The organism is Treponema putidum (assembly GCF_024401155.1).
Taxonomy (GTDB): domain Bacteria; phylum Spirochaetota; class Spirochaetia; order Treponematales; family Treponemataceae; genus Treponema_B; species Treponema_B putidum.
This window is the reverse complement of sequence record NZ_CP038804.1, coordinates 1232686-1256303: the sequence shown is the minus strand read 5'-3', so window position 1 is coordinate 1256303 and position 23618 is coordinate 1232686. Positions and strand designations below refer to the sequence as shown.

Sequence of the window (23618 nt, the reverse complement as noted above, 5' to 3'; positions counted from 1 at the left end):
AAAAAAGGCACTCATTTGAGTGCCTTTAAAAAAGGTTAGCAGGGAGAGGACTTGAACCTCCGACCTCCGGGTTATGAGCCCGACGAGCTGCCAACTGCTCTACCCTGCGATGTGGGGAGGAGTATAGCATATAAGCAGCGTTATGTCAAGACTTTTTACAAACTTTGTCAAAATTTTTACAAACTTATTTTGTCAAATTTCTTATTTTGTCATACCAATCATCCGTAGTTTTAACAAGTTTTGTTTTTTCGGTGTATTTTGGGTACATTCCTTTTTTATCTGATCCGTTTATTTTAAAAATACCTGGATTATTTGCCGTTTTTTCGGAGGTAAGGGCTTCCTGTATTTTGTTCTGTTCGTCGGGGGAAAGGGTCTTTGTGTTCATGACTATTGGGGCGTTTAAAACCGGAATAGATTGTATAATCGTAATTTCGCTTCCCGGAAATTTTCCGAAGGGTTCGACAGCTCCTTCTACAACCTTGTAAGAGGCTCCTGTCTGGTAGGCTTCTCCTGAAATCAAATCATAGACTCCGATTGTTTGAGGAATTGCAAAAGCTGCAGCATCCGCATCTTTTCTAAAAAGATTAACCTGTGAGCCTTGATGGGAACCGGCAAACAAAACCTTAGAAAAAACCGAGGTGTCATAAATAAGCTCATCGGTACTGTTTAATCCGAATTTTTTTACCAGCAGAGTTGCAGGAATCACAAAGCCCGATGTCGAACTTGTAGAAACAAATGAAAGACTTTTTCCTTTTAAGCGGTTCAAGTCATAACTGTTTCCATCTTTATATTGGGTTGCATCTTCCGTTCTTACTGCTATAAAACTATAGTACAAAGCATCTTCCAATGTACCGCTAGGCCCTGAATTTGTTACTGCAGGTACAATGGCCGGATTTCTTTTATGGGCATTTATATAGCCCTCCGCACCTATGTAGGCCATATCTGCATTTCCGGATATAATTGCTTCTAAGGCTATGTTATAATCCGTTGTAGTTTTGATTTCTACGGGGCGGCCTACAGCTTCGCTTATTATTTCCATAAAAGCTTGACGCGCATCCTTCATGGCATCGCTTGATTCATTCGGTAAAAATACCATGGTAACCGGCTTTTGTGTTTCGTTTTTAGTACAACCTAAAAGGAGGCATAAAGCTGCCAAAAATAATATAATTTTGTATTTCATAAAATTCTCCGCACCGCATTCTATCATATAATACAATAATGTGCTATACTTATAAGGTATCTGTAAAAACTTCAGTTTTTAGAGGTTCCCTATAATAATCTTTGGGAGGACGATATGAAGATAACAACTACCGAATTCGGAATATTTTCAAACGGAAATAAGGCCTTATTATTTACGATTTTTAACGGCAAAATGATGCTCTGTTGTACTAATTACGGATGCTGTATTACAGGAATCCTTTTGCCGTCAAAAAACGGCGGTTTTGATGATGTAGTTTTAGGATATTCAAGTTTTATCGGCTATATAAATAATTTTCCGCATTTCGGATCTTTTATAGGCCGATATGCAGGAAGAATTTCAAATGCGGAATTTGCTTTAGGAAATCAGCAATATCTTTTAACACCTAATGACGGCGGCAAACACTGTCTTCATGGAGGTTATCCGTTTTATGATAAAATGCAGTATGAAGCGAAAACCTTTAAAAATAAGCAAGAAGCCGGTGTTGTTTTTTTGCGTACCTCTCCCGATGGAGAGCAGGGGTTTCCCGGAAATTTAAAAATTGAAGTAAGCTATTCTCTTACGCCTGATAATGAGGTTATTATAAGATATAAGGCCGTCTCCGATAAAACAACACCGGTTAATTTTACCAATCACAGCTATTTTAACTTAAATCCTGCCGGAATGCAGTCCAACGGTTCCTATGTTTCGGTATTAAACCATGAGGTTCAAATATTTTCAGAGCAATATCTTGAAACCAATCAAGAGCTTATTCCGACGGGTAAATTTTTAAATGTAGAAAATACCGGCTATGACTTTAGAAAGCCCAGACTTTTGAGCGAGGGCGTGCAAAAAATAGGCGGTGGTTTTGATAACAGCTGGGTTATAAAAAAAGAAGTCAGTGACCATAAAACCTTGGCGACGATAGTAAAAGAACCGGTTACCAAGAGGACATTAACAGTTTACTCAACTCAACCTGCTCTTGTAATGTACACAGGAGGTTTTCTTGACAATGAATTGGGTAAAAACGGAGACGTGTACAATAAATTTGCAGGGCTTTGCCTTGAAAGTCAAGCCTTTCCCGATTCGGTGCATCAGCCTGATTTCCCTAATACTGTAATTAAACCTGGCGAAGTTTATGAACATGAGACTCTTTGGCACTTTGCATTTTAAAAACTTATTTTATATGCAAGGCTTCCTTTTATAAAAGGCTTAGCAGTTTCCAATATTATTTCGCCCTTAAAAGAGTTTGATGTCCGTCTTGTTTTTTTCCTAAACTCTGCCTGAGCGGAAAAGTCGAAAACGCCTTTTTCCCAAACTATATATGGTTTTTTATTCTTTTTTACTATTTTATTTTTTTGCATAAAAGATGCTGAAAAATTTAGATCGAAAATTTTATTAAATTTTATTTTAATGTCCGATGAAAAAGAATAGTTTTTTACTATAAACGGATTTTGAGATTTTTCTTCTAACTCTGCATTTCCTTTTATTGAAAAGATAGTATTAAGAAAAAGTTTGGCAGGAATTTTCACTTGTCCTTTAAGATCCCATGATAAATCATTATAATAAACTTCTCCGGTAAATTTAAATTTTGTAAAGCTAAGACCTAAGCCCATTCCTCCTGAATGGAAATTTTGAAACAATTTTTTCTTTTCAAAATATTTTCTTAAAAAATTATAAGAGAAGCCCAGATCCAAAACATCAACTGAAATTTTAGGCTGAAAGAAAGTTTTTAAAGTTCCGTCATTTTCAAACATAATTCCTGCATTAGCCGCAAAATACTCGCTTTGAAAATTGTATTCAGCCTTACCTAAAAAATCTAAACCGTATTTACCTGTTCCCGATCTTTTTCCATAAGGAATTTTTATTCCTATTGCCGATAAAAGCATAGAAGATACCGTACCCTTTTCGGCTAATATAAATTCTCCAGAATAAAACTGATCATAATTGGGTGCTTTTAAATTAAATTGAGAGTAGGCGGAATTCGTTAAAGAAGAAAAAAGGCTCATATTGAGCAATATATTTTCATTTTCTTTTTTATAAGCCGTACAAAATGAAATGTCCGGCCATAGCTCTTTCGGCTTTTGTTCTAAAAAAAATGCTAAATTAAAATTTTTTATTGCAAATTCGGTACCTAGACTTGCATCGAATTTCGATTTTGAGATTCCTATCAGGTATTTAGGGGAAAGACTTATTCCTGTATAAAAGGGCTTTTTTTCGAAATTCTCCTTAAAAAGCATCCGGTTTAAAAAACTTGATTTTGTAATGCCTCCATAAAGAAATGAGAGGGCAGGATAAAGTTTTTTCTTTTCCATGTACAGAAGAGGTGTAAATTTTAAGCTAAAACCTTGCGGTATAAGAGCAAATTTAGGCCGGTGTTCCCTAGTCTTTGCTGCCGTATAGACCTCAAAAAAAGGATTTTTTGCTTCTGCTTTCAGTTCATAATTAAGGTTAAAATCAATACTCTGTGTAAAAGAGAAAGCCGATTTTTGCACAGGTATTTCCGCATATATAAAGGTATTGCATACCATTATAAGGATTGAACAAGTCTTAAGAAATTTGATAAAAATATTTTTTGTTTTCATACTAATATATAGTTTTTTTTTGTATTAAAGACTAATTTTTTTAATTATAAATTTGATTTTTATTTAAAATTATCTTATTTGTTATTGCTGTAAATAAAAAATTGTGTTAAAATGCGCCAAGGAGAATTTCTTAATTATGGAAAGATTTTTTAAACTTAAAGAGCACAACACTACTGTGCGTACCGAGGTTATTGCGGGTATTACTACCTTTTTGGCGATGGCCTATATTTTGGCCGTAAATCCGGGAATTTTAAGTGAAGCCGGAATGGAGCGAGGTGCCGTTTTTACTGCGACCGCTCTATCTGCCGCTATTGCAACTCTTGCTATGGGCTTTTTAGCTAACCTGCCTGTCGCTCTTGCTTCAGGAATGGGATTAAACGCCTTTTTTACATATAGCGTTGTTATAGGTTTAGGTTATTCCCCGGCTACTGCACTGACGGCCGTTTTTTTAGAAGGTATTCTTTTTATTTTACTTTCAGTTGTAAATGTACGTGAAGCTATTGTAAAGTCCATACCGAACAATCTTAAAAAAGCTGTTGCCGCAGGTATAGGTATTTTTATTACCTTTATTGCTCTTCAAAATTCGGGCATAATTGTTGATAATCCCAGTACTCTCTTAGGGTTAGGTGAATTTACTTGGGGGTCTCCGGCTGTTTTAGCACTGATAGGTTTAATTATAACCTGTGCCCTTTTTATTTTAAGAGTTCCCGGAGCAATTTTAATAGGTATCTTAATTACAACTATTATAGGTATTCCCTTAAAAATTACGGTTCCTTTCGGTGGTTGGAAAGAATGGTCTCCGATAAGCCTTCCTTCCGCTCCTTCCGTATTGAATTTTGATTTTTCAAATGTTCTTTCCTTTAAGTTCTTTATTGTATTCGTTTCATTCCTTTTTGTCGATATTTTTGATACGGTCGGAACACTGGTAGGAGTTGCAACTCAGGCAAAACTTGTAGATAAAGACGGAAATATTCCAAAAATTAAGCAAGCCTTTTTATCGGATGCTATAGGAACCGTGGTGGGTGCCGTACTCGGAACCTCAACAGTAACAAGTTATGTAGAAAGTACAGCCGGTGTTGCAGCCGGGGGCAAAACAGGTTTAACCTCTGTCGTTACTGCCCTTATGTTTATAGCTGCCTTGCTGTTTTCTCCGATTTTCTTACTGATTCCTTCTGCTGCCACAGCCCCTGCTTTGATAATAGTAGGGTTTTTGATGATGGCTCAAGCCGGAGAAATAAACTATAAGGATCCTACCGAGGGCATTCCTGCATTCTTGACTATGATTATGATGCCCTTTACCTACAGTGTTGCCGAGGGTATTGTATACGGAGTTTTGTCCTATGTTATATTAAAATGTATTAAAGGAAAATTTAAAGAAATTCCGGTAGTTACATGGATACTTTTTGTTATCTTTATGTTAAGGTTTTTTGTTAAATTTTAATACTTATTTTAAAATTAAAGTAACCCTTTAAAACGATTGGAGAAAACAATGAGCGAAAAATTGCAGGCGATTGAATTGGAAAAATCTTATAATCCTAAAGAATTTGAAGAGCGTATTTATTCCTTTTGGGAAGCCAATAAGTGTTTTAGCCCGTTAAAAAAGAAAAACACTAAAAATACTTTTACGGTTGTCATCCCCCCGCCCAATGTTACGGGCGTTCTCCATGTAGGCCATGCCCTCGATGAAACCTTGCAGGATGTAATTGTCCGCTATCACCGCATGAAAGGGGACGAGACTCTTTGGATTCCCGGGACCGATCATGCAGGCATTGCTACCCAATCCGTTGTAGAAAAAAAATTAAAGGCCGAAGGCAAAAACCGCCACGATCTTGGGCGGGAAGCCTTTGTTGAAAAAGTTTGGGAAGTTAAAAATGAACATCATTCGATTATAACAAAGCAGCTCCGAAAAATGGGCGTTTCGGTTGATTGGGATAGGGAACGCTTTACCTTAGACGAAGGGCTTTCTCAGGCTGTAAGGGAGGTCTTTGTTTCTTTGTATGAACAGGGGCTAATCTATCAGGGAAACTACCTTGTAAACTGGTGCCCTTCATGCGGTACGGCAATTTCGGATGATGAGGTTGAACATGAAGACCAAAAAGGGGGAATGTACCATATCTATTATGAATTGGCAGACGGAACTGTTTTACAAAATGAAGCCGGCGAAAAGATAAATAAAATAGAGATTGCAACCACCCGCCCTGAAACCCTTTTGGGAGATACCGCTATCGCCGTTCATCCTGAAGACCCACGCTATGCATCCATCATAGGAAAGGAAGTAATTCTCCCTCTAGCAAATCGAAGGATTCCTGTAATTGCCGATTCCTATGTTGATAAAGAATTCGGAACTGGGGTTGTAAAGATAACTCCTGCCCATGACCCCAATGACTGGGAGGTAGGTAAGAGGCATAATCTTCCGGTTCTAAATATATTAAACCCTGACGGAACCTTAAACGATGCCGTTCCCGAAAAATACCGGGGGCTTTCTACCGAAAAGGCCCGCAAGGCTGTTATAGAAGATTTGGAAGCCCTTGGACTTTTTAAAAATGAAGAAAAAATAAAGCATGCAGTAGGCTGCTGTTACCGCTGTCATACAAGTATAGAGCCCTATGTTTCAAAACAATGGTTTGTAAAAATGCAGCCCTTGGCTCAAAAAGCCTTAGATGCATGGAAAAAAGGCGATGTTGTTTTTTATCCTCAAAAATGGGAAAACACCTATGCTCACTGGATGAACAATATCCGCGATTGGTGTATTTCCCGTCAGCTTTGGTGGGGGCATCGTATTCCTGTTTGGTATTGTGCCGATTGCGGAAAAACTATCGTAAGCCGCACGGATATTACGGAATGTCCTCACTGTAAGTCAAAAACCATAAACCAGGATGAGGATGTTTTGGACACTTGGTTTTCAAGCTGGCTTTGGCCTTTTTCAACCCTCGGCTGGCCCGAAAAGACCGAAGACCTTGCACGGTTTTTTCCGACATCGGCCCTTGTTACGGGACACGATATAATTTTCTTTTGGGTAGCAAGAATGATAATGGCCTCCTTGCAGTTTACGGGCAAGGCTCCTTTTAAAGATATTTTTATTCACGGTTTGGTTCGGGATAAACAAGGCCGCAAGATGAGTAAGAGCTTGGGAAACGGTATTGACCCCCTTGTAGCCATAGAAGAGTTTGGGGCTGATGCTATGAAGTTCACCCTTACCTTTATGTGCGGTTCTCAAAGTCAAGACTTCTTAATCGACATGGAAAGTTTTAAGCTCGGCTCAAAATTTGCAAACAAGGTTTGGAACGCTTCCCGATATATTTTAGGAAATCTTGCAGGCAGAACCATTGTGCCTGTCGTACGGGACGGCAGCCAAAACAGCTTAAAAGAACTTGACCGCTGGATTTATCATGAACTAAACGAGGCGGCTCAAACGGTTCGCTCAAGCCTTGATTCTTACCGTTATAATGAAGCCGCTCAAAAGGTTTACGAATTCTTTTGGAATAATTTTTGTGATTGGTATGTTGAAGGTACTAAACTTTCTTTTAAGTATGGGGACGAAAAAGAGAAGGATAGGGCGGCTTCGGTACTCCTTGCCGTCTTGGAAGAATCCTTACGCCTGCTTCATCCGTTTTTAGCCTTTGTTACCGAAGAGATTTATTCAAAGCTGCCCGGCAATTGTGCTGAAGGCGCCTTGCCCCGTGCCAAGATTTTAATGACTTCCGATTACCCCGAAGAAAAAAAAGAACGCATAGATGAGGCTGCTTCTATCCGTTTTAGAACATTGCAGGAAATTGTCCGCAACATTAGAGCCTTACGGGCCGAATGCGGTATTGACCCTCAGTTAAAGCTTAAGGTTTCTCTTTATATCGAGAAAAATTCTCCTGCGGAAGCTGCCCGTGAAAATTCCGAAATAATAGAAATGCTTTCAGGCCTTTCCGGTTTAAACTTTATCGATTCTCTTAAAGAAAAACCGGCCTCTTCAATCGGTGTAGTAGGAGCGGGCTTTGAGGCCTTTTTGATAACGGGAGATTCAATAGACATCGATCAATTAAAAAAGCGTTTTGAAAAAGAGCTTGAAAAAAATGAGCAAAATGCTTTAAAGATAGATTCTAAGCTCAAAAACGAAAACTTCGTTAAAAACGCTCCTCCCGAAGTCATCGAAGGTGAAAAAGAAAAACACGCCGAGTTTTTAAGGCGTATCGAAAAACTAAAAGGTTATTTGGAAGGGATGAAGTAGAAGACACTTAACTCTTTTTAACCGCAATGGGCGCAAAGAATTTTAATGGTGTTTATATATCCATTTGGTTAAATTACGAGGCCGAGAATGCCAATTTGAATTTCTCTCAAGAATTGCAAAATGCTCTTAACGCAAAACTGCAGTTTGGGGTGTAAAAGAAAATGTAATTTGGATTAGCCTTACAATAGTAATTCGCCTAAAATATCATCTTCCTTTAAAAAGCGTGATATATCGCTTTTGATTGAATTTAATGCAAAATCAAGAGCTTGGGCTAAATCTTCTTTTAAAGGTTTATGACCTCCATTGATATAGCAGCATCTTTGGCCGAAATTCTTTTTAAAAAGATCATAAAAAGAAAAAAGAGTATCTTCTTTTGCAAATATACCGTAAGAGGCAATGCAAACCTCACGATCAATATTACGAAAAGCTTCGTCTGTTAATCGGCGGAAAATTTTAATGAGTTCTTGGTCAACATCGTCTGTCAAGGTAGGGAGTATTTCTGCCGGAAGAAGACAGGGATTTATATAAATCTTCATCGGACCGTTAAGGGAGGCTAAAGTATAAAAACCTCCCATTGAATGCCCTATAATTAGAGAAACCTCCTGTTCCTTTATCAAAGAATTAACTTCTTGTAAAGTTTTTTCGGGATTGAGTATCTCGAGTGACGGAACAATAAGTTGGATACTGTTTTTTTCCAAGAGCGTTTTTACTGCTTGCCCTGTGCTCGAATTTTTCCCCGAATTAAGGCCATGGATAAAGAGAGCTTTTTGCATATCATCTTCCATATGAAATTAGTTTTGTTATAATAGCTAATTATAAAGTAAAACGGAAGCTATTGTAAATACCTCGTTATTGACGGGATTTGTGTATTGCTGAATAAATACTCGGTTCCTTCTAACGATTTAGTAATAAAAGTTTTATCTGCATGAATTGTTGTCAAGGTCTTTGGACAAGCATATAAAACGCGTAATAGCAAAATCAACATATCCCGACGCAAGCGTACGCTGCGCAACAACAGGGTATTAAACCATCCGCACGAATAAATACTAAGACTATTGCAACAAAACAATCGGCATATGTGAAACGAAAATTTTTCATTAATTTATTTTAAAAGGAAAGATTGGGCGCTGACGGGATCGAACCGCCGACATTCTGGGTGTAAACCAGACGCTCGTACCAGCTGAGCTAAGCGCCCAATAAAACAGATAATATTACAAATTACAAAAAATGTCAATACTGTTTTATAAAAATGTCAAAATTTTTTTTAAGAGGCCTGTTTGGGCTTATTATTTAATTTTACAAGCCCCGGCACGGGCTGGGGCTTGATGAATTTTATAAACTTAAAGGGGTGTATATCTATTGCATTCGAATACCAGCCTCCTATGGAGTAAATGTCTATAATATTTACACTCAGCCTATAGGATATCGGAATAATCACGCTCTCTCCCAGCAATAGCTCTTCTGCCTTGCTCAACATTTCATACCGTTTTTTAAAGTCTTTTTCGGAATGAGACTTAAGAATTATTCTTTCAAATTCCTGATTTTTCCAGTCCGAGTCATTGAGGCTGGAATTAGGCCGGAACATTTCCAAAAAGGCCAGAGGGTCTGCAAAGTCTCCTATCCATGTAATTGTTCCTAAATCAAAATCATTTGATTTTAGACTGTTATAGTAACTATTCAAAGAAACGGTTTTAACTTCGGTTTTTACCCCGATTTTTGACCATGAAGCCGATAAAATTTTGGCTAATTCTTGATAATATGTGTTTTCGGGTATTTTGATTACTATCTTTTTTTGTTCTTCGTCTAAATTAAGGCTATTTATGATTTCTTGGGCTTTTTGCAGATTATATTCGGTTATGCCCTGAATTTTGGGATAGCCGGCAAGGGGAAAAATCAAAGTTTCTGCCTTTATAGGATAGCCCTTGCGCAATTCCTCATAGGGGACGGCCAAAAGAAGGGCTTTCCTAAAATCTGCATCCTTAATATTCGGCGACGACGTTTTAAAGAAAAAATAATCCGTTGCAAAAAGAGGGTCTATATTTACACAACGCTGATCTCCTATTTTGGAAATCACATCACTTCTTGAAAGCCAATCAATCTTTCCTATATTGAATTTTTCGATGGCATCTTCTTTGCTTAAGTCAAGGAATAGGTTTATTTGGGGTATTTGAACATTATCCTTATCCCAATAGTTTTCATTTTTTACCAAAACAAGCTCTTTTTCGGAAAATTTCTTTATCTTATATGCCCCGCTTGATATGGGCTTAAAGCTGTCCTTTAACTTTTCGATTCTTTCGATATTGGAAAATTTTAAGGCAGCTTCAAGTTGAGATGTTTCAACTGCTGAAAATGCATGATGGCATAGAATATTGGGAAGATATTCAATTTCGGTATTTGTGGACACCAAAAGGACTCTTTCACTTTCGGCTTTTATTCCCACCTGATTTTTATTTTTTAATTTGCCGTTACGGTAATCGGAAGCTCCGTCTATGCAGTCTAAAAGTGAGGCATAGGGATGATTGCCGGCTGGGTTTAAAAGATTCAGCCATGAGTCGACAAAGGTTTGAGCCGTTATGGGCTTTCCGTTTTCAAATTTTGCACCCTCTCTGATTGTAAAACGCCATAACCTGCCGCCTGAAACACTGTATTTTTCGGCAAGTGCCGAAACGGGCTGCAATGTATAGGGGTCATATACAAAAAGGCCTTCACAAAGGGCTGTTAAGATTTGGGCTTCTCCTGCATCGTAGGCTGTATGAGGGTGAAGCATTGGTATTCCTGAGCTTATGGAAATATTAAGTTCCTTTTTTTGATCTTCTTGTGAAAAAAGGCAAAAGGACATTAAAATCAAAAATAATGCTGATAGTTTATTTTTCATATTGTCGGTATTATATTGCTTTTTTTATTATTATTCAATCGGACGCAACTTTAGTATCGACGCAATTTTAGATGACTCCAAGTTTTTTCATTTGGTTTACTTCGTCGCTGAGAGCTTGATATTCAGCCCTATATTGGTTGGCTTTTATAATCGAATTTGTAATTGTTGTAATTTCTATCTTAATTCCTCTTATTTTGCTTCTAAGTTCAGGCTTTACGTTTTTATAGAATTCGTCAAGACCTCCAAGTTGTTTTAAGATTTCATTGCTGTCACTTATGTATTTTGTAAGGCTTTTAAAGAGTAACTCATCCGGCATTGTTTTTATTTTTTGATTGACGGCTGAGTTCGGCATCAAAATACTTTGGAATAAGGATATTTTTTGAAGTACTTCTTTTTCAAAAACAGAATAGTTGATTGTTTGTTTTTTTGTATTTTGATTGATAGTATCTGTGATAATGATTGTTATGTGCTTTTCCGGAGGGTCCAGTTTTAAAATCTGTCTAAAAATTTGCGCTAATTTTTTAAATACCGTATTTTCGGCTTTGTATACCATTTCTTGATTGGATTTTATTTTTTCCAATGCAGCTTTTAAGTGAGGTGCGGAATTTGATAGAATTTTTAGGCCTGATATTAAAATAGGCCTATTATTAACTTTTTGAGGCGAAAAAGAGTCCTGTTTTTCTTTAATTTCGAGTTTGGATAAAATTTCCTGCTGTAAGATACTTGAATCTTCTCCGTAATCTTCCCTTATTATTTCGACTATGAGGTCCGTATAAAAGGGCTTTTTTTTCATTTTTATTGAAAATATCTTTTTAATTTCTCTTAAAATATTTGCCGGATTTGAACAATCCGCCTTGCTTACCTTTACTGAGGGCATAATTTCACGGCGCATCAAAAGTTTATATTCTTCCCGGTGAAAAAAGGAAAGACTTTTAAGCTGTGTGTTTATATATACTTCACTTTTTCCCATATGAGCTACCGAATCCCGCAATAGGCTGTTTGATAGCTGATCAGGCCCTTTAAAAAGGTTATTGATTATATCTGCAATTGCTCTTGTGTTTGTATGTGTTGATGTATTTGTAAAATCCGACCAGATAAAGGTACTGTTTAATTCAAGAAGGATGGAAATCCTTTTTGGAGTTAAAAAATCGGTATTAAACTGATAATAATTGTTTACAAAGTCCAGCATTGTTTCATAGTGTGCCAGGCGGGTGCCTATGACGCTTGCCTTTTCCGAGTCTGCAAAGTTTTCTTTGCTTGGAATTTCAACTTCAGTCATTTTACTGTCATATTTGTATGGATCGTCGTGAATTACTCGTTTTTTTAAAAGAGTGCTTCTAATCGCATGAAGAGCACTTATTTGAATATTGTAATTTTCCTGGACCTTGGGAAGAATTTTAGTATTGAATTCGTTTCTTTTTGTTTCAAGAACTACCGAAAGCTCCTCAACAAAGTTTTTTCTATTTTCCATATCATACTTATCGGCATTTTTTTTCTTTTTTTAAGTATATACTAAAAAATCTTAAATGCTGTTAATACAAAATACTTGATATATTGACATTTTTATGATAAAATATTCACATGAATTTTGTTTTTATTTTGATTTTGCCCTTAGTTTTTTTACTCTATGCCTTATTTTCAAAAGAACAGGGAGGCAAGTTTACTGTCTTTTTATTGGGCATACTAGGGGGAATAGTTTCGTTGATAATTGTTTCTTTTTTCCCCCTTTCAGATTTACAAATTTCCTCTTCGTTTGCCGCTCATTTATGGCGCTTTTTCTTTCAGTACTTTTTTTTACACGCCTTGTTCGGATTGATTTTTTTCTTTTTGGTTTCATTTTCTCTCTCTGAAGAAACTTTAAGCAATAGTTTCTCGGCTATTTTCGGTATTTTTAGCTCCGTTTTTGCTTATTTATTCTACAAAAATATCAACACTCCCGACTCAACCGAGCTTATATCTTTCCTTACAATAATAATAGGCTCAATCCTTATTTTTGATTTTGTATACTATATTTTATCCTCAAATTTGACTATTTCTATGGATTTTATAATTTATGCAATAGCATTTATTTCTTTTATTGTGTTTACTTTTTTGGGGTCATATAGTCTTGCCGCTTGGTATTTATCCGTATCTTCCACTATGTATATTTTTATTTCTTGCGGTGTGCTCTTATTGGGAGTATCTTTAAATATTGTCCGAAACAGGTTATAAACTTTTGATTTTATGTACCGTGATTTTTTGCCGTTAGCTGATAAACATAATTCCATAGTTGTGCTGGGAGCTACAGCTACGGGAAAAACCTCCTATGCCGTAGGCCTCGCAAAAGAGCTTGGCGGAGAGATTATTTCTGCGGACTCAAGGCAGGTTTATAAGGGGCTTGACCTAGGTACGGGGAAAGACTTAGACGAGTACGGCGATGTGCCCTATCACCTAATCGATATTTGCACCTTGGAAAGGGAATACAATGTTTTTGATTTTCAAAATGATGCTTACAAGGCCTTTGAAGATATAACAAAAAGAAAAAGATTGCCTATTTTTGCGGGAGGAACGGGGCTTTATCTTGATGCTATTATAAGGGAATATGAGCTCATTCCTGTTCCTAAAAATGAAGAATTGAGGGCATCTTTGGCCGGTAAAAATTTGGCGGAATTGCAAAAAGTCTTTTTTGAGTACAATGTTCCGATGCATAATAAGACCGACCTTGAAAATATGGATAGGCTTATGCGTGCTATTGAAATCGCGGAATATAAAAAGGCTAATCCCGATGCAGCCGAAATCTTAAACGCAAACCGTCCCGATATCAGGCCGCTTATAATCGGTCTTAAATATCAGCGGGAGGTTTTAAGGGAAAGAATAAGGCTTAGACTCTTAGAGCGTATAAAAGACGGAATGATAGAAGAAACCGATAGGCTTCACAAAGCCGGCTTTTCTTGGGAAAGGCTTGAAAGTTTAGGTCTTGAATATAAATTTACCGCCCAATATCTTCAGGGCAAAATAAAAACTAGGGAAGAGTACATTGATTCTCTTTACCGCTCTATTTGTCAATTTGCAAAAAGGCAGGAAACTTGGTTTCGCCGTATGGAAAAAAATGGGGTAAAAATAAACTGGATATTGAAGTAATTTTTATGGGAGGTGTGATAAACAGTTCGGCAGGAATTCAACCTCACTGTTTATCTATCGAGTTTGCCTTTCGGCAAACGTCGCGTTATTGTATGCAGTTTGTAAACAAACTGCGTGAAAAAACTTTTTTTGGAAGCTGAGGCTTCCTGCAAAAAGTTTTTATGGGAGAATTAATTTGACTTTAAAACAAAACGTTCAATATGTTTTTATAGACTCAGGCATAGGGGGCCTGCCTTATTTAAGGCATTTAAAAGAATTGGAACCTCAAAGTTCTTGTGCTTATGTCGCAGACACAAAACATTTTCCCTATGGAGAAAAAACACTGGAAGAGGTAATAGAATATACTGAAGACCTTGTAAAAAAAATAATCGAAAAACTTAAACCCTCCGTTATAATAATAGCCTGTAATACGATGACGGTTTCGGCTCTTTCACATTTGCGTAAAAAATTCGAGATACCCTTTGTAGGCACTGTCCCTGCGATAAAACCTGCGGCCTTAACAAGTAAAAATAAAAAAATTGCCGTCCTTGCAACCGAAAGAACGGTAAACGATATCTATGTTCAAAATCTCATTGACGAATTCGGAGCCGATTGTAAGTTTTTTATGCGCGCAGATTCCGTTTTGGTTTCTAAAATAGAGAACACCTTATTGTCAGACTCTAAGGAAAATAAGAAGGCCGGAATCCGTCCGGCGGTTGAGTTTTTTAAGTCGGCTGGAACTGATACTGCTGTCCTAGGCTGTACTCATTTTCTCCACCTAAGGGATGAGTTTAAATCCGAGTGTGAGCCGGATATAAAGATTGTGGATTCTTTGGATGGGGTTGTAAATCAAGCCTTAAAATTATCTCCGCCTCAAAAACTAAAGGATGAAAACTCAAAGTTAAAAAATATTCAAAAAGATATTTTTTATATCACCTCGGAAAAAACTGAAAAAAATACAAAAAAATATTCCGCCTATGCGGAACTTTTTAATATGACTTTAGGTTACTTCTAAAAACTTGTTGGTTTAAAAATGAAAGGATTGGTTTTAAAAGGATCGAATAATATTTTTTATGTTGAATGTGAAGACGGAAAATTCAGGAACTGCTCCATTAAGGGGAAGGTTCTAAAAGATTCTGCTCTTTACTATAATCCTCTTGCTGCCGGAGATTTTGTAAATCTTGAGCCCGATACTCACTCTGATGATGAAGGCTTAATAACGGGTTTGATAGAAAGAAAAAATTCTTTTTTACGCTTAAATCAAAAACTGAATATGCCTCAGCTTTTAGCTGCAAATATCGATCTGCTTGTTTGTGTTGTTTCTGCTGCTAATCCTCCCTTCCGTCCCCGATTTGTAGACAGGGTTTTAGTGCAAGCCGAGATTCAAAAGATTCCGGTTTTAATTGTTATAAATAAGTGTGATTTAAAAATCTCGGCTGAAGTAAAAGAGCGAATAGAGGACTGGAAAAGATTGGGCTATAAAACCATCGAAGTATCGGCAAAGGATGGCAGGGGAATGGATAACTTAATTGAAAGCCTATCGGCTAAAACTTCTGCCCTCGTAGGACAGTCAGGAGTAGGTAAAAGTACACTCTTAAATTTTATCGCCCCCGATTTAAATTTAAAAACTTCTGCAATTTCTGATAAGTATGACCGAGGTACCCACACGACAACGCAAGGGGAGTATTTTAAAATAAAGGCTATTACTTCAGGAGATAAAGAACATTCGATAAACATAATTGATACGCCGGGGGTGAGGCATTTTGCCATTTACGGCATCGAGCCTGAGGATACGGCCCTATATTTTCCCGAAATGGAAAAGCTCATAGGCTCATGTAAATTCGGCCTTTCCTGCACCCATAGCCATGAATCAGGCTGTGCCATTTTGGAAGCTCTTAAGAAAGGAGACATTCATAAGGACAGGTACACTAGTTTTGGGCTTATATATAAAGAATTACAAGAAACGGTAAGAAAGTATTAATAGGAGTTGGATAAACATTCCGGCTTGAAATACAAGCCTCCATGTTTATCTTCGAGTTTTGTGCAAAGCACAAAACATCGTGTTATTGTATGTAGTTTTGCATAAAGCAAAACTACTTGAAAAAACTTTTTTCGCAAATTAATATTTGCTGCAAAAAGTTTTTATTGGAGTAAATATGACAGAGCATACGCTGGAAGTTTTACAGTTTTCGCGGATAAGAGAAATTATTGCATCCTATTGTGTAACGGATGAGGGAAAGGAATTTTGCTTAAAAAAGAATCCCGACACTGACATAAAAAAAATAGAAGAAGAAAAAAAATATGGGTTTGATTTTTTAAGTCTTTTAAGAGCATATAAGGCTCCTCCAATCAAGTACAGGCCCCCCGTTCTTCCCTTTCTTGAAGGAATAGAAGTTGAAGGTGCCGCCCTTGATATTGAAGGCGTTTATTCGGTCGGACTTTTAGCCTTGTCGGTTTCTTCTTTACATGAATGGCTAAGTCCCTTTTTAGAAAATGAAGAAATAAATGAAAACTCGATTGTTTCTTTTGTAAAAAAAATACCCGATATGCTCCATCTAAAAAAACTTGTATTTTCTTTTATAGACGAAAACGGAGAATTACAAGACCTTCCTTCTTTGAGGACAATAAAAAATAAGATACGCTCTATCGAGGACGATATAGATAAAACTATGCGGAATTATTTTACAAATGATTCAACCCGTCAAATGCTTCAATCCAATCTGCCTACGGTCAAAGACGGAAGACAGGTTATAGCCGTAAGGTCAAATTTTAAGGGAAGAATTCCGGGTATCATTCATGAGTATTCTCAATCGGGACAAACATTTTATCTTGAACCGGAAGAAATAGTTTTAAAGAATAATGACCTTATCGCCGCTCATGCCGAATATGAACGCGAGCTTTTAAGGCTTTTGCAAGACTTGACTTCTCAAATTGCAGAACATACCGAAAACATAAAAGAAGCATGTGAAGCAATCACAAAATTGGATTGTATTGCGGCCGCGGCTCGGTGGGCACATTCCAATAATTGTGTCTTTGCAGGCAGTATAGATTTAGGGGCAGGCCCTTCAATAGGCAGGGGCGGCAGCTCTGATTCAAAAGGAGCCCCTCTTTCTTTTTATCTTCATCAAGCCCGCCATCCTTTGCTTGGAAAATCGGCAGTTCCTATAGATTTAAAATTATCTAAAGATGATAGGGTTCTTATCATAACCGGCCCGAATACCGGAGGAAAAACCGTAAGCTTAAAAACGGCAGCTCTCTTTGCGCTGATAAACCAAACGGGCTGGCCCGTTCCTGCCGGCCCTTTGACCCGTCTTCCTTACTTTGATTTTATAGCCTGCGACATAGGCGATGAGCAGTCTATGGATCAATCTCTTTCTACCTTTTCGGCTCACATGAAAAATGTTTCAGAAATTATAGGGAGGGCAGGGGATAAAAGCCTTATAATCCTTGATGAGCTTGGAAGCGGCACGGATCCTCAAGAAGGATGCGCAATAGCAATGGCAGTTCTTGATGACCTTTTAGAAAAAAAAGCCTTTGTCTTTGTTACAACCCATCATGGTGCCTTAAAAAATTACGGCTATAGTAAGGACTCTTGTGTAAATGCTTCGGTCGAATTTAACCAAAACACCTTGAGCCCCACCTATCGGATATTAATGGGTGTCCCCGGAGAAAGCCATGCCGTTGATATAGCCAAGCGGAACGGTCTTCCCGAAAATATAATCGACAAGGCCCGCTTTTATTTAGGGAACAATAGGGCTGACGTTTCAGATCTTATCAAGGGGCTTATTCAAAAGCATGAAGACCTAAACGAATTTGAACTTCAAAAAAAAGAAGAAGAATTAAAACTTAAAGAGGATAGGCGTCGTTCCGATTTAAAAGAGCTTCAGCTAAAACAAAAAGAATTGGAGCTAAAAAAAGACGGAATAAAAAGGCTCGATCTTTTTTTTGAAGAAAAAAGAAAATTTCTTGAAAACCTTGTTCGGGAGTTGAGAGAGGGAGAGCTGAGCCGTGAAAAAACTTTAAGCGTCAAAAAATGGATTGATGATTTTGAAAAAGATTTAAGCAAAGAACATGAGGCCATAAAACTTGAGCAAACAAAAATAGATGAAAGACTTCATACTTCAAAAGAAAATAAGGATCCTCAAAATCTTAAGCTTCAAGAGGGGCTGAGGGTTATAATAAAAAGCCTCAACCGCAACGGAGAGCTTATCCGTGAAGAAAAAAAAGGAAAGTGGCTCGTTGCTATCGATAACTTAAAACTTACTATTGCCGAGGACGACATGGAGATTTGCGAAAATCAAGAAAAGCTTAAATTTTCCAAACCCATTGTCAGTCTTATAAGCGACACAAGTGCTCCTTCTTCCCGTCCTTCTTTTGAGCTTCGCCTCTTAGGAATGAGGGCTGAGGAAGCTCAAAAGGCCTTGCAGGATCAGATGGATCTTGCCTTGGTGCACGGTATCACCGAGTTTGCCGTAATTCACGGAAAGGGCCATGGAATTCTTCAAGAATTGTCTCACGAATTTTTAAAAAGAAGTCCCTATGTAAAGGCCTTCCGTTTTGCAAAGCCGGAAGAAGGAGGATCGGGAAAGACGATAGTAAGCCTCGGTTAAGTCCATTCTGCGGATAACGCTGCCGGCGCGGCTAATTTGATTCAAAATTTTCTATTACGTAAAAATCTACGGGGAACCAATTTTCAGGAGCTGCTATTTCATCAGCTATTTCTCCTATAGGTACATGGGCCGTAGTTTCACAGCCAAGGTAATCTCTGCCGTTATGAGTAAAACAGGTTCCGCTTCCCGGGCAGTCTACTGCGGCAATGGCATGGGACTTATTCGGAGAAACCAAAAGGACGGCATCTATGTTCATCTGTTTTAGCATTAGCACCATAAGAAGAGCCCTGCTGTCGCAGTCTCCTCTTTTTTCCGTAAGGGCCTGGGGCAGGTTTATAAAATCGCTTCCTTTTCTGTCTCTTTCATAGTTAAAATTTTGAACTAAAAAAAGCAGTTCCTTTGCCGCTTTTTCGGCAAATCCGTTTTGATTGTTTTCATCAAAGAGCGAAGTATATACGGCAAAGGAAGCGGGGGCTATTCGGCTCCATGCATCCCTAAAAATTACCTTGTAAAAACGCTGCCAAGCTGCGACTAAATTATCATGATTTAAATACATAGTCAAAACCGAAAATTCCCTGTCAATTACCGATTGGTTCGCTTCTGCATCGGATTCATCTATCGTAAAGGATATGTTTTTATTGTTAAAAGCATAATCGATAGTTTTTTCTTTTGTTTTAGGATATAGGGCTGTTGTAACCGGCCCGGGCTCAAAATAAGACATTGTATCCGTATAAACCGTGTCAAGAGAAGAAATCATGAGGTTTTCGCACTCCTTTGCCTTATCCTTATCGGTATAGGTAAGAAGCAGCAGCCAGCCTGTTTTATTTGGCAGCTCAAGGCTTAAAACCCAGCCTGAAAGCTCCTTAGGTTTATATTTTTCGGAAGGCGAATATAAAAACGATACCGACGATAAAAGAGCTTCTTTATTTCTCCATATAAAAGGAACATCCTTATGAGTCATTTTTAGCTGTTTAAAAACATGTTCGGCCGCTTCTTTTGCAGTCTTAAATTGAGGCTCTTCATACAAGGCGATTTGCAAATAAACCGGCAAAATAGCATGCTGAAAAAGGTACCTTTCATTTCCTTCTCTATCGGCTAAAACAAAATCCTCAGGCAGGTCGAGTGCATAGCCCCATGAAGGGGAATACATTTGTTCCGCCGAAAGAGAAACACTTAAAAAAAAGAAACAACTTAAAAACAAAAAAAATAGTAAAACGTTTTTCTTCTTCATTTTTTCCCTCATATTACCTTATAATTATAACTTATTTTTAATAATAATACTATAGTTTTAACATGAAATTTACTTTGCATATCCTAAAAAATTGTGCTATACTGTTTAAGATATGATTCAATTTGAAAATGATGTTTTTTATCTGGAAACCGAGAACTCAAGCTATTGGTTCCGTACAAGTCCTTACGGCCACTTAGAAACCGTGCATTACGGTAAAAAGATGGAAAGAGGCGATATACAGGGTCTCCTTGTAAAAAGAACGGCACAGACAGGTTCTTCCGTTTGCTATGATGAAAAAGATCCCCTCTATGTGCTTGATAATATCCCCTTGCAATGGTCGGGAAACGGCAGGGGGGATTACCGTTATTCTCCTTGCGAAATAAGAATGCCCGATTCTTCTTTTACGCACGATTTTGTTTATCAATACCATAAGATAGAAAAAGGCTCGAAACCTATGCAGTCTCTTCCTTCCGCCATTGACGGAAATGAAGATGCCGAAACCCTTATCATAAATTTAAAAGATATAAACGATGTTAGTCTTGCACTCTACTATACGGTGTTTCCGTCCTTTAATCTTATAACAAGGCGTGCTGTCTTGACAAATAATAATGAAAAAGCCTTGGAAATACGCCGCCTTATGAGTATGATGATAGATCTTCCGGACAGGGGCTTCGATATGTTCACCCTTGACGGGAGTTGGATTAAAGAAGCTAATCTCCACAAAAAAGAAATTTCCTATGGGATGTGGGTAAACGAGTCTACAACCGGAGCAAGCTCTAACCGCCACAATTCCGGTTTTCTTATTGCAGCCCATGGAATAGATGAAGATAGGGGAGAGGTTTACGGGTTTAACCTGATCTACAGCGGAAATCATTTCGGCTTTGTTCAAAAAAGCCATTTGGACTTAATCCGCATCGGTATCGGGATAAACCCTCATTGTTTTTCTTGGAACCTAAAAAAAGGAGAAAGCTTTGAAACGCCTGAGGCCGTTCTCTCTTTTTCGGATAGAGGCTTTAACGGGCTTCGTTCAAATATGCATAGCTTTATAAATAAGTGCATTGTAAGGGGAGAATGGAAAGAAAAAGAAAGACCGGTTTTAATAAACAATTGGGAAGCCGATTTTTTTAAGTTTAACCGTCGAAGCCTTTTACGCTCTGCCCGTAAGGCAAAAAAGTTAGGGCTTGAGCTTTTTGTGCTTGATGACGGCTGGTTCGGAGACCGGAATAACGATAGTGCAGGTCTCGGCGACTATCGGGTAAATACAAAAAAACTTCCCGGAGGAATTAAAAAACTTGCCGATAAGGTGCGTAAAATAGGGCTTGACTTCGGGCTTTGGTTTGAGCCTGAAATGGTAAACGAGGACAGCGATTTATTCCGCTCTCATCCAGACTGGGCATTAAAAGAGCCTTTTAGGGAGCCGGTCAGGGGGCGGCACCAGCTAGTGCTTGACCTTTGCCTTAAAGAAGTTAGAGATTATATAGTTGAAAATGTCTCAAAAATTGTAGATGAGGCGGATGTCTCTTATGTAAAATGGGATATGAACCGTCACATATCGGCCGCCTTTTCTTCTTCCTTAAAAAATCAAGGAGAGTTTTATCACCGCTATATTCTAGGTCTTTATGAGGTCTTAACGCGGATTTTTTCTCCCCGTCCTCATATTCTGCTTGAAAGCTGTTCCTCAGGCGGCAACCGCTTTGATCTTGGAATGCTTTGCTTTTCTCCCCAGATATGGACATCGGACAATACCGATCCTGTGGAAAGACAGGAAATACAAGGCTCTTTAAGTCTCCTATATCCGCTTTCTACTATGGGTGCCCATGTTTCGGCCTCGCCTCATCAGCAGACCCTAAGGCAAACTCCTTTAAGCACCCGCTTTAATACCGCTTGTTTCGGGGTCTTAGGTTATGAATTGGATTTAAAATTTTTAACCCATGCCGAAAAAAAAGAAATAAAAGAACAAGTTTCTTTTTATAAAAAATACAGAAAAATTTTTCAGTTCGGTTCTTTTTCGGTTATAGGTACTCATAAAGATAATCAGAGGCATTGGCAATGTTCTGACGGCAGGACTGCCGTATCAGGACTTTTTCAGATGAAGGCACGGACTGCCGACGGGCACAGTATTTTAAAAGTTAAAGGAATGAAGGAAAATGCCTTATACGATGTTGAAACAAAACCTCAAAGCCTCTATATAAAGCGTTTCGGGGGCTTGATTAAGCATGTGCTTCCCATTTCTTTAAACCCTGAGGGGCTTGTTTTAAGAACGGTAAACAAGTATTATGCTCTTTTAGATTGTGTAGAAAAATATCGAGCCTCAGGCAAGCTCTTGGACTACGGTATTCTTTTAAATAATCAATTTATGGGCACTTATTATAATGATAAGACCCACCTTTGGGGAGATTTCGGCTCCTGTTTATTTGTAACAAAGGAGGTCATTTAAAATGAAACAAAACAGATGGACTTTCGGCCTTGGCACTATAGGCCGCGATATGGTTTACTCTTTGATAAGCATGTACCTTATTTTTTACATGACCGATGTAATTTATGTTCCGACAAATGTGTTGTGGAGTATTACGGTTATTGTTCTTGCAGCCCGCATCTTTGATGCCTGTAACGATCCGGTTATGGGCTTGATAGTCGATAATACCAAAACCAAATACGGAAAATTTAAGCCTTGGATAGCCTTCGGAGCCTTGACATCAGGGATTTTTACAATCCTTCTTTTTACGGATTTCGGGATTAAGGGAAGCGCCTATGCTGCCTTCTTCGGCATTATCTATCTTTTATGGGGTGTTGCCTTTACTACAAACGATATAAGTTACTGGTCAATGCTCCCTTCTTTAAGTGTAGACCAAAAGGAAAGAGAAAAAATAGGGGCGATTGCCCGTATTTGTGCAAATGTGGGTCTTTTCTTTGTTGTTGCAGGAATAGTGCCTATTACAACCGCTCTGGGCAATAAGACGGGCAGCCTTGCAAAGGGATATTTTTTCTTTGCAATTATGGTTACCGTAATTATGTGGCTCGGCCAAATTATAACCTTAGCCGGCGTAAAAGAGCCCAAAATAACAAAGCCTCAAAAGCATACATCCCTTAAAGAGCTCTTGAGCGTTATAATAAAAAACGACCAGCTCCTTTTGACCGCAATAGCCATGACTTTATTTATGATAGGCTATATGACGACGACCGGCTTCGGCCTTTACTTTTTTAAGTATGCCTACGGAGATGAAAACATGTATTCCGTCTTTGCGGTTATCCTAGGCCTTTCCCAAATTTCAGCCCTGATTATTTTTCCGGTTTTAAGTAAATTTTTTGTAAGGCAAAACATATATACGGCTTCGATAATAATGGTTTTGGCCGGTTATGCCCTTTTCTTTTTTGCTCCTACAAATACCATGCTTTTTATCGGTATTTCGGGAGTTCTTATTTTTGTGGGACAAGCCTTTATCCAGCTTATGATGCTCATGTTCCTAGCAGACTGCGTTGATTACGGTCATTGGAAACTGGGCAAACGGAATGACAGTATTTCTTTTTCGATTCAACCCTTTATCAATAAACTTTCAGGAGCTATCGGAAACGGCATCGTAAGCGCAGTGGTCATCCTTTCAGGAATCAAAGAAGCCTCATCCGCTGCTGAAGTTACCGAAGAAGGTCTTTTGATGATGAAGTCGGCTATGCTTATTTTCCCTCTTTTTTGTATAGTCGGCAGCTACATCCTCTACCGCCTCCGCTATAAAATCGATGAAAAAACCTATGCCGATATCTTAACGGAACTTGAAGAGCGGGGCGAGCTGGTAAAAAAGGAGTAAAGAAAGACACAATTCTTGA

General features: G+C 38.1%; 16 protein-coding genes, 2 tRNA genes and 1 pseudogene. 11 read left to right on the top strand and 8 right to left on the bottom strand.

The window, feature by feature from the left end:
- Positions 1 to 36 precede the first annotated feature (36 nt).
- Positions 37 to 109 (bottom strand) — tRNA-Met (locus tag E4N74_RS05950).
- Between the two features lie 75 nt (positions 110 to 184).
- Complete coding sequence (locus E4N74_RS05945) at positions 185 to 1180, bottom strand: phosphate/phosphite/phosphonate ABC transporter substrate-binding protein (protein ID WP_255806556.1); 996 nt, start codon at positions 1178 to 1180, stop codon at positions 185 to 187.
- A 114-nt stretch (positions 1181 to 1294) separates the two neighbouring features.
- Between E4N74_RS05945 and E4N74_RS05940 the strand changes: the two genes are divergently transcribed.
- Positions 1295 to 2350 carry an aldose epimerase family protein gene (locus tag E4N74_RS05940; RefSeq protein WP_255806555.1) on the top strand — a complete coding sequence of 352 codons (1056 nt, stop codon included), beginning with the start codon at positions 1295 to 1297 and terminating at the stop codon, positions 2348 to 2350.
- On the opposite strand, the gene E4N74_RS05935 is transcribed toward E4N74_RS05940, so the two are convergent.
- Complete coding sequence (locus E4N74_RS05935) at positions 2347 to 3708, bottom strand: hypothetical protein (RefSeq protein WP_420832877.1); 1362 nt, start codon at positions 3706 to 3708, stop codon at positions 2347 to 2349. The two genes, E4N74_RS05940 and E4N74_RS05935, sit on opposite strands and share 4 nt — an antisense overlap.
- A gap of 190 nt (positions 3709 to 3898) precedes the next feature.
- On the opposite strand from E4N74_RS05935, the gene E4N74_RS05930 reads away from it, so the two are divergent.
- The 3 genes and pseudogenes from E4N74_RS05930 to E4N74_RS05920 form a co-directional block, all read left to right on the top strand.
- Positions 3899 to 5203, top strand: a complete 1305-nt coding sequence (locus E4N74_RS05930; RefSeq protein ID WP_044979474.1) for an NCS2 family permease — start codon at positions 3899 to 3901, stop codon at positions 5201 to 5203.
- Between the two features lie 48 nt (positions 5204 to 5251).
- Positions 5252 to 7981 carry a valine--tRNA ligase gene (locus E4N74_RS05925; RefSeq protein ID WP_255819270.1) on the top strand — a complete coding sequence of 910 codons (2730 nt, stop codon included), beginning with the start codon at positions 5252 to 5254 and terminating at the stop codon, positions 7979 to 7981.
- 50 nt (positions 7982 to 8031) lie between these two features.
- Positions 8032 to 8136 (top strand): annotated as a pseudogene (locus tag E4N74_RS05920) (type II toxin-antitoxin system HicB family antitoxin); the annotation flags it as partial.
- A 24-nt stretch (positions 8137 to 8160) separates the two neighbouring features.
- Here E4N74_RS05920 and E4N74_RS05915 read toward each other — a convergent pair.
- The 4 genes from E4N74_RS05915 to E4N74_RS05900 form a co-directional block, all read right to left on the bottom strand.
- Positions 8161 to 8754 (bottom strand): YqiA/YcfP family alpha/beta fold hydrolase, encoded by a 594-nt coding sequence (locus tag E4N74_RS05915; RefSeq protein WP_044979472.1) that lies wholly within the window; start codon positions 8752 to 8754, stop codon positions 8161 to 8163.
- A gap of 348 nt (positions 8755 to 9102) precedes the next feature.
- Positions 9103 to 9176, bottom strand: a tRNA-Val gene (locus E4N74_RS05910).
- Positions 9177 to 9245: 69 nt separating this feature from the next.
- Positions 9246 to 10748, bottom strand: a complete 1503-nt coding sequence (locus tag E4N74_RS05905) for a peptide ABC transporter substrate-binding protein (RefSeq protein WP_338113410.1) — start codon at positions 10746 to 10748, stop codon at positions 9246 to 9248.
- Positions 10749 to 10923: 175 nt separating this feature from the next.
- A complete protein-coding gene (locus E4N74_RS05900; protein ID WP_044979471.1) occupies positions 10924 to 12327 on the bottom strand; it encodes a TP0584 family protein in 1404 nt (467 codons plus the stop codon).
- Positions 12328 to 12437: 110 nt separating this feature from the next.
- Between E4N74_RS05900 and E4N74_RS05895 the strand changes: the two genes are divergently transcribed.
- The 5 genes from E4N74_RS05895 to E4N74_RS05875 all read left to right on the top strand — a co-directional run bounded on the left by E4N74_RS05895 (position 12438) and on the right by E4N74_RS05875 (position 18565).
- Complete coding sequence (locus tag E4N74_RS05895; RefSeq protein WP_255819267.1) at positions 12438 to 13067, top strand: hypothetical protein; 630 nt, start codon at positions 12438 to 12440, stop codon at positions 13065 to 13067.
- Positions 13068 to 13079: 12 nt separating this feature from the next.
- A complete protein-coding gene (gene miaA, locus E4N74_RS05890; RefSeq protein ID WP_255819264.1) occupies positions 13080 to 13976 on the top strand; it encodes a tRNA (adenosine(37)-N6)-dimethylallyltransferase MiaA in 897 nt (298 codons plus the stop codon).
- Positions 13977 to 14151: 175 nt separating this feature from the next.
- On the top strand, positions 14152 to 14970 hold the full coding sequence (murI, locus tag E4N74_RS05885) for a glutamate racemase (RefSeq protein WP_255819262.1): 819 nt from the start codon (positions 14152 to 14154) through the stop codon (positions 14968 to 14970).
- An 18-nt stretch (positions 14971 to 14988) separates the two neighbouring features.
- Positions 14989 to 15936, top strand: coding sequence for a ribosome small subunit-dependent GTPase A (rsgA, locus tag E4N74_RS05880; protein ID WP_255819261.1), 948 nt, complete (start codon positions 14989 to 14991; stop codon positions 15934 to 15936).
- 175 nt (positions 15937 to 16111) lie between these two features.
- Positions 16112 to 18565, top strand: coding sequence for an endonuclease MutS2 (locus E4N74_RS05875; RefSeq protein ID WP_255819258.1), 2454 nt, complete (start codon positions 16112 to 16114; stop codon positions 18563 to 18565).
- A gap of 31 nt (positions 18566 to 18596) precedes the next feature.
- Here E4N74_RS05875 and E4N74_RS05870 read toward each other — a convergent pair whose 3' ends face one another.
- Positions 18597 to 19796, bottom strand: a complete 1200-nt coding sequence (locus tag E4N74_RS05870; RefSeq protein WP_255819256.1) for a transglutaminase-like domain-containing protein — start codon at positions 19794 to 19796, stop codon at positions 18597 to 18599.
- Between the two features lie 112 nt (positions 19797 to 19908).
- On the opposite strand from E4N74_RS05870, the gene E4N74_RS05865 reads away from it, so the two are divergent.
- Both E4N74_RS05865 and E4N74_RS05860 read left to right on the top strand, forming a co-directional pair.
- Positions 19909 to 22233: an alpha-galactosidase gene (locus E4N74_RS05865; RefSeq protein ID WP_255806546.1), complete on the top strand. Its 2325-nt coding sequence runs from the start codon at positions 19909 to 19911 to the stop codon at positions 22231 to 22233.
- 1 nt (position 22234) lies between these two features.
- A complete protein-coding gene (locus tag E4N74_RS05860) occupies positions 22235 to 23599 on the top strand; it encodes a glycoside-pentoside-hexuronide (GPH):cation symporter (RefSeq protein WP_255819254.1) in 1365 nt (454 codons plus the stop codon).
- Positions 23600 to 23618 lie beyond the last annotated feature (19 nt).

What these genes read in the sequence shown, in the direction of transcription:
- E4N74_RS05895 (WP_255819267.1), top strand. Translation starts at nt 12,438, where the DNA reads ATGAATTTTGTTTTTATTTTGATTTTGCCCTTAGTTTTTTTACTCTAT.
- E4N74_RS05860 (WP_255819254.1), top strand. Translation starts at nt 22,235, where the DNA reads ATGAAACAAAACAGATGGACTTTCGGCCTTGGCACTATAGGCCGCGAT.
- E4N74_RS05865 (WP_255806546.1), top strand. Translation starts at nt 19,909, where the DNA reads ATGATTCAATTTGAAAATGATGTTTTTTATCTGGAAACCGAGAACTCA.
- E4N74_RS05945 (WP_255806556.1), bottom strand. Translation starts at nt 1,180, where the DNA reads ATGAAATACAAAATTATATTATTTTTGGCAGCTTTATGCCTCCTTTTA.
- E4N74_RS05905 (WP_338113410.1), bottom strand. Translation starts at nt 10,748, where the DNA reads ATGCTTCACCCTCATACAGCCTACGATGCAGGAGAAGCCCAAATCTTA.
- E4N74_RS05930 (WP_044979474.1), top strand. Translation starts at nt 3,899, where the DNA reads ATGGAAAGATTTTTTAAACTTAAAGAGCACAACACTACTGTGCGTACC.
- E4N74_RS05925 (WP_255819270.1), top strand. Translation starts at nt 5,252, where the DNA reads ATGAGCGAAAAATTGCAGGCGATTGAATTGGAAAAATCTTATAATCCT.
- rsgA (WP_255819261.1), top strand. Translation starts at nt 14,989, where the DNA reads ATGAAAGGATTGGTTTTAAAAGGATCGAATAATATTTTTTATGTTGAA.
- E4N74_RS05940 (WP_255806555.1), top strand. Translation starts at nt 1,295, where the DNA reads ATGAAGATAACAACTACCGAATTCGGAATATTTTCAAACGGAAATAAG.
- miaA (WP_255819264.1), top strand. Translation starts at nt 13,080, where the DNA reads ATGTACCGTGATTTTTTGCCGTTAGCTGATAAACATAATTCCATAGTT.
- E4N74_RS05875 (WP_255819258.1), top strand. Translation starts at nt 16,112, where the DNA reads ATGACAGAGCATACGCTGGAAGTTTTACAGTTTTCGCGGATAAGAGAA.
- E4N74_RS05900 (WP_044979471.1), bottom strand. Translation starts at nt 12,327, where the DNA reads ATGGAAAATAGAAAAAACTTTGTTGAGGAGCTTTCGGTAGTTCTTGAA.
- E4N74_RS05935 (WP_420832877.1), bottom strand. Translation starts at nt 3,708, where the DNA reads ATGGTATGCAATACCTTTATATATGCGGAAATACCTGTGCAAAAATCG.
- E4N74_RS05870 (WP_255819256.1), bottom strand. Translation starts at nt 19,796, where the DNA reads ATGAAGAAGAAAAACGTTTTACTATTTTTTTTGTTTTTAAGTTGTTTC.
- E4N74_RS05915 (WP_044979472.1), bottom strand. Translation starts at nt 8,754, where the DNA reads ATGCAAAAAGCTCTCTTTATCCATGGCCTTAATTCGGGGAAAAATTCG.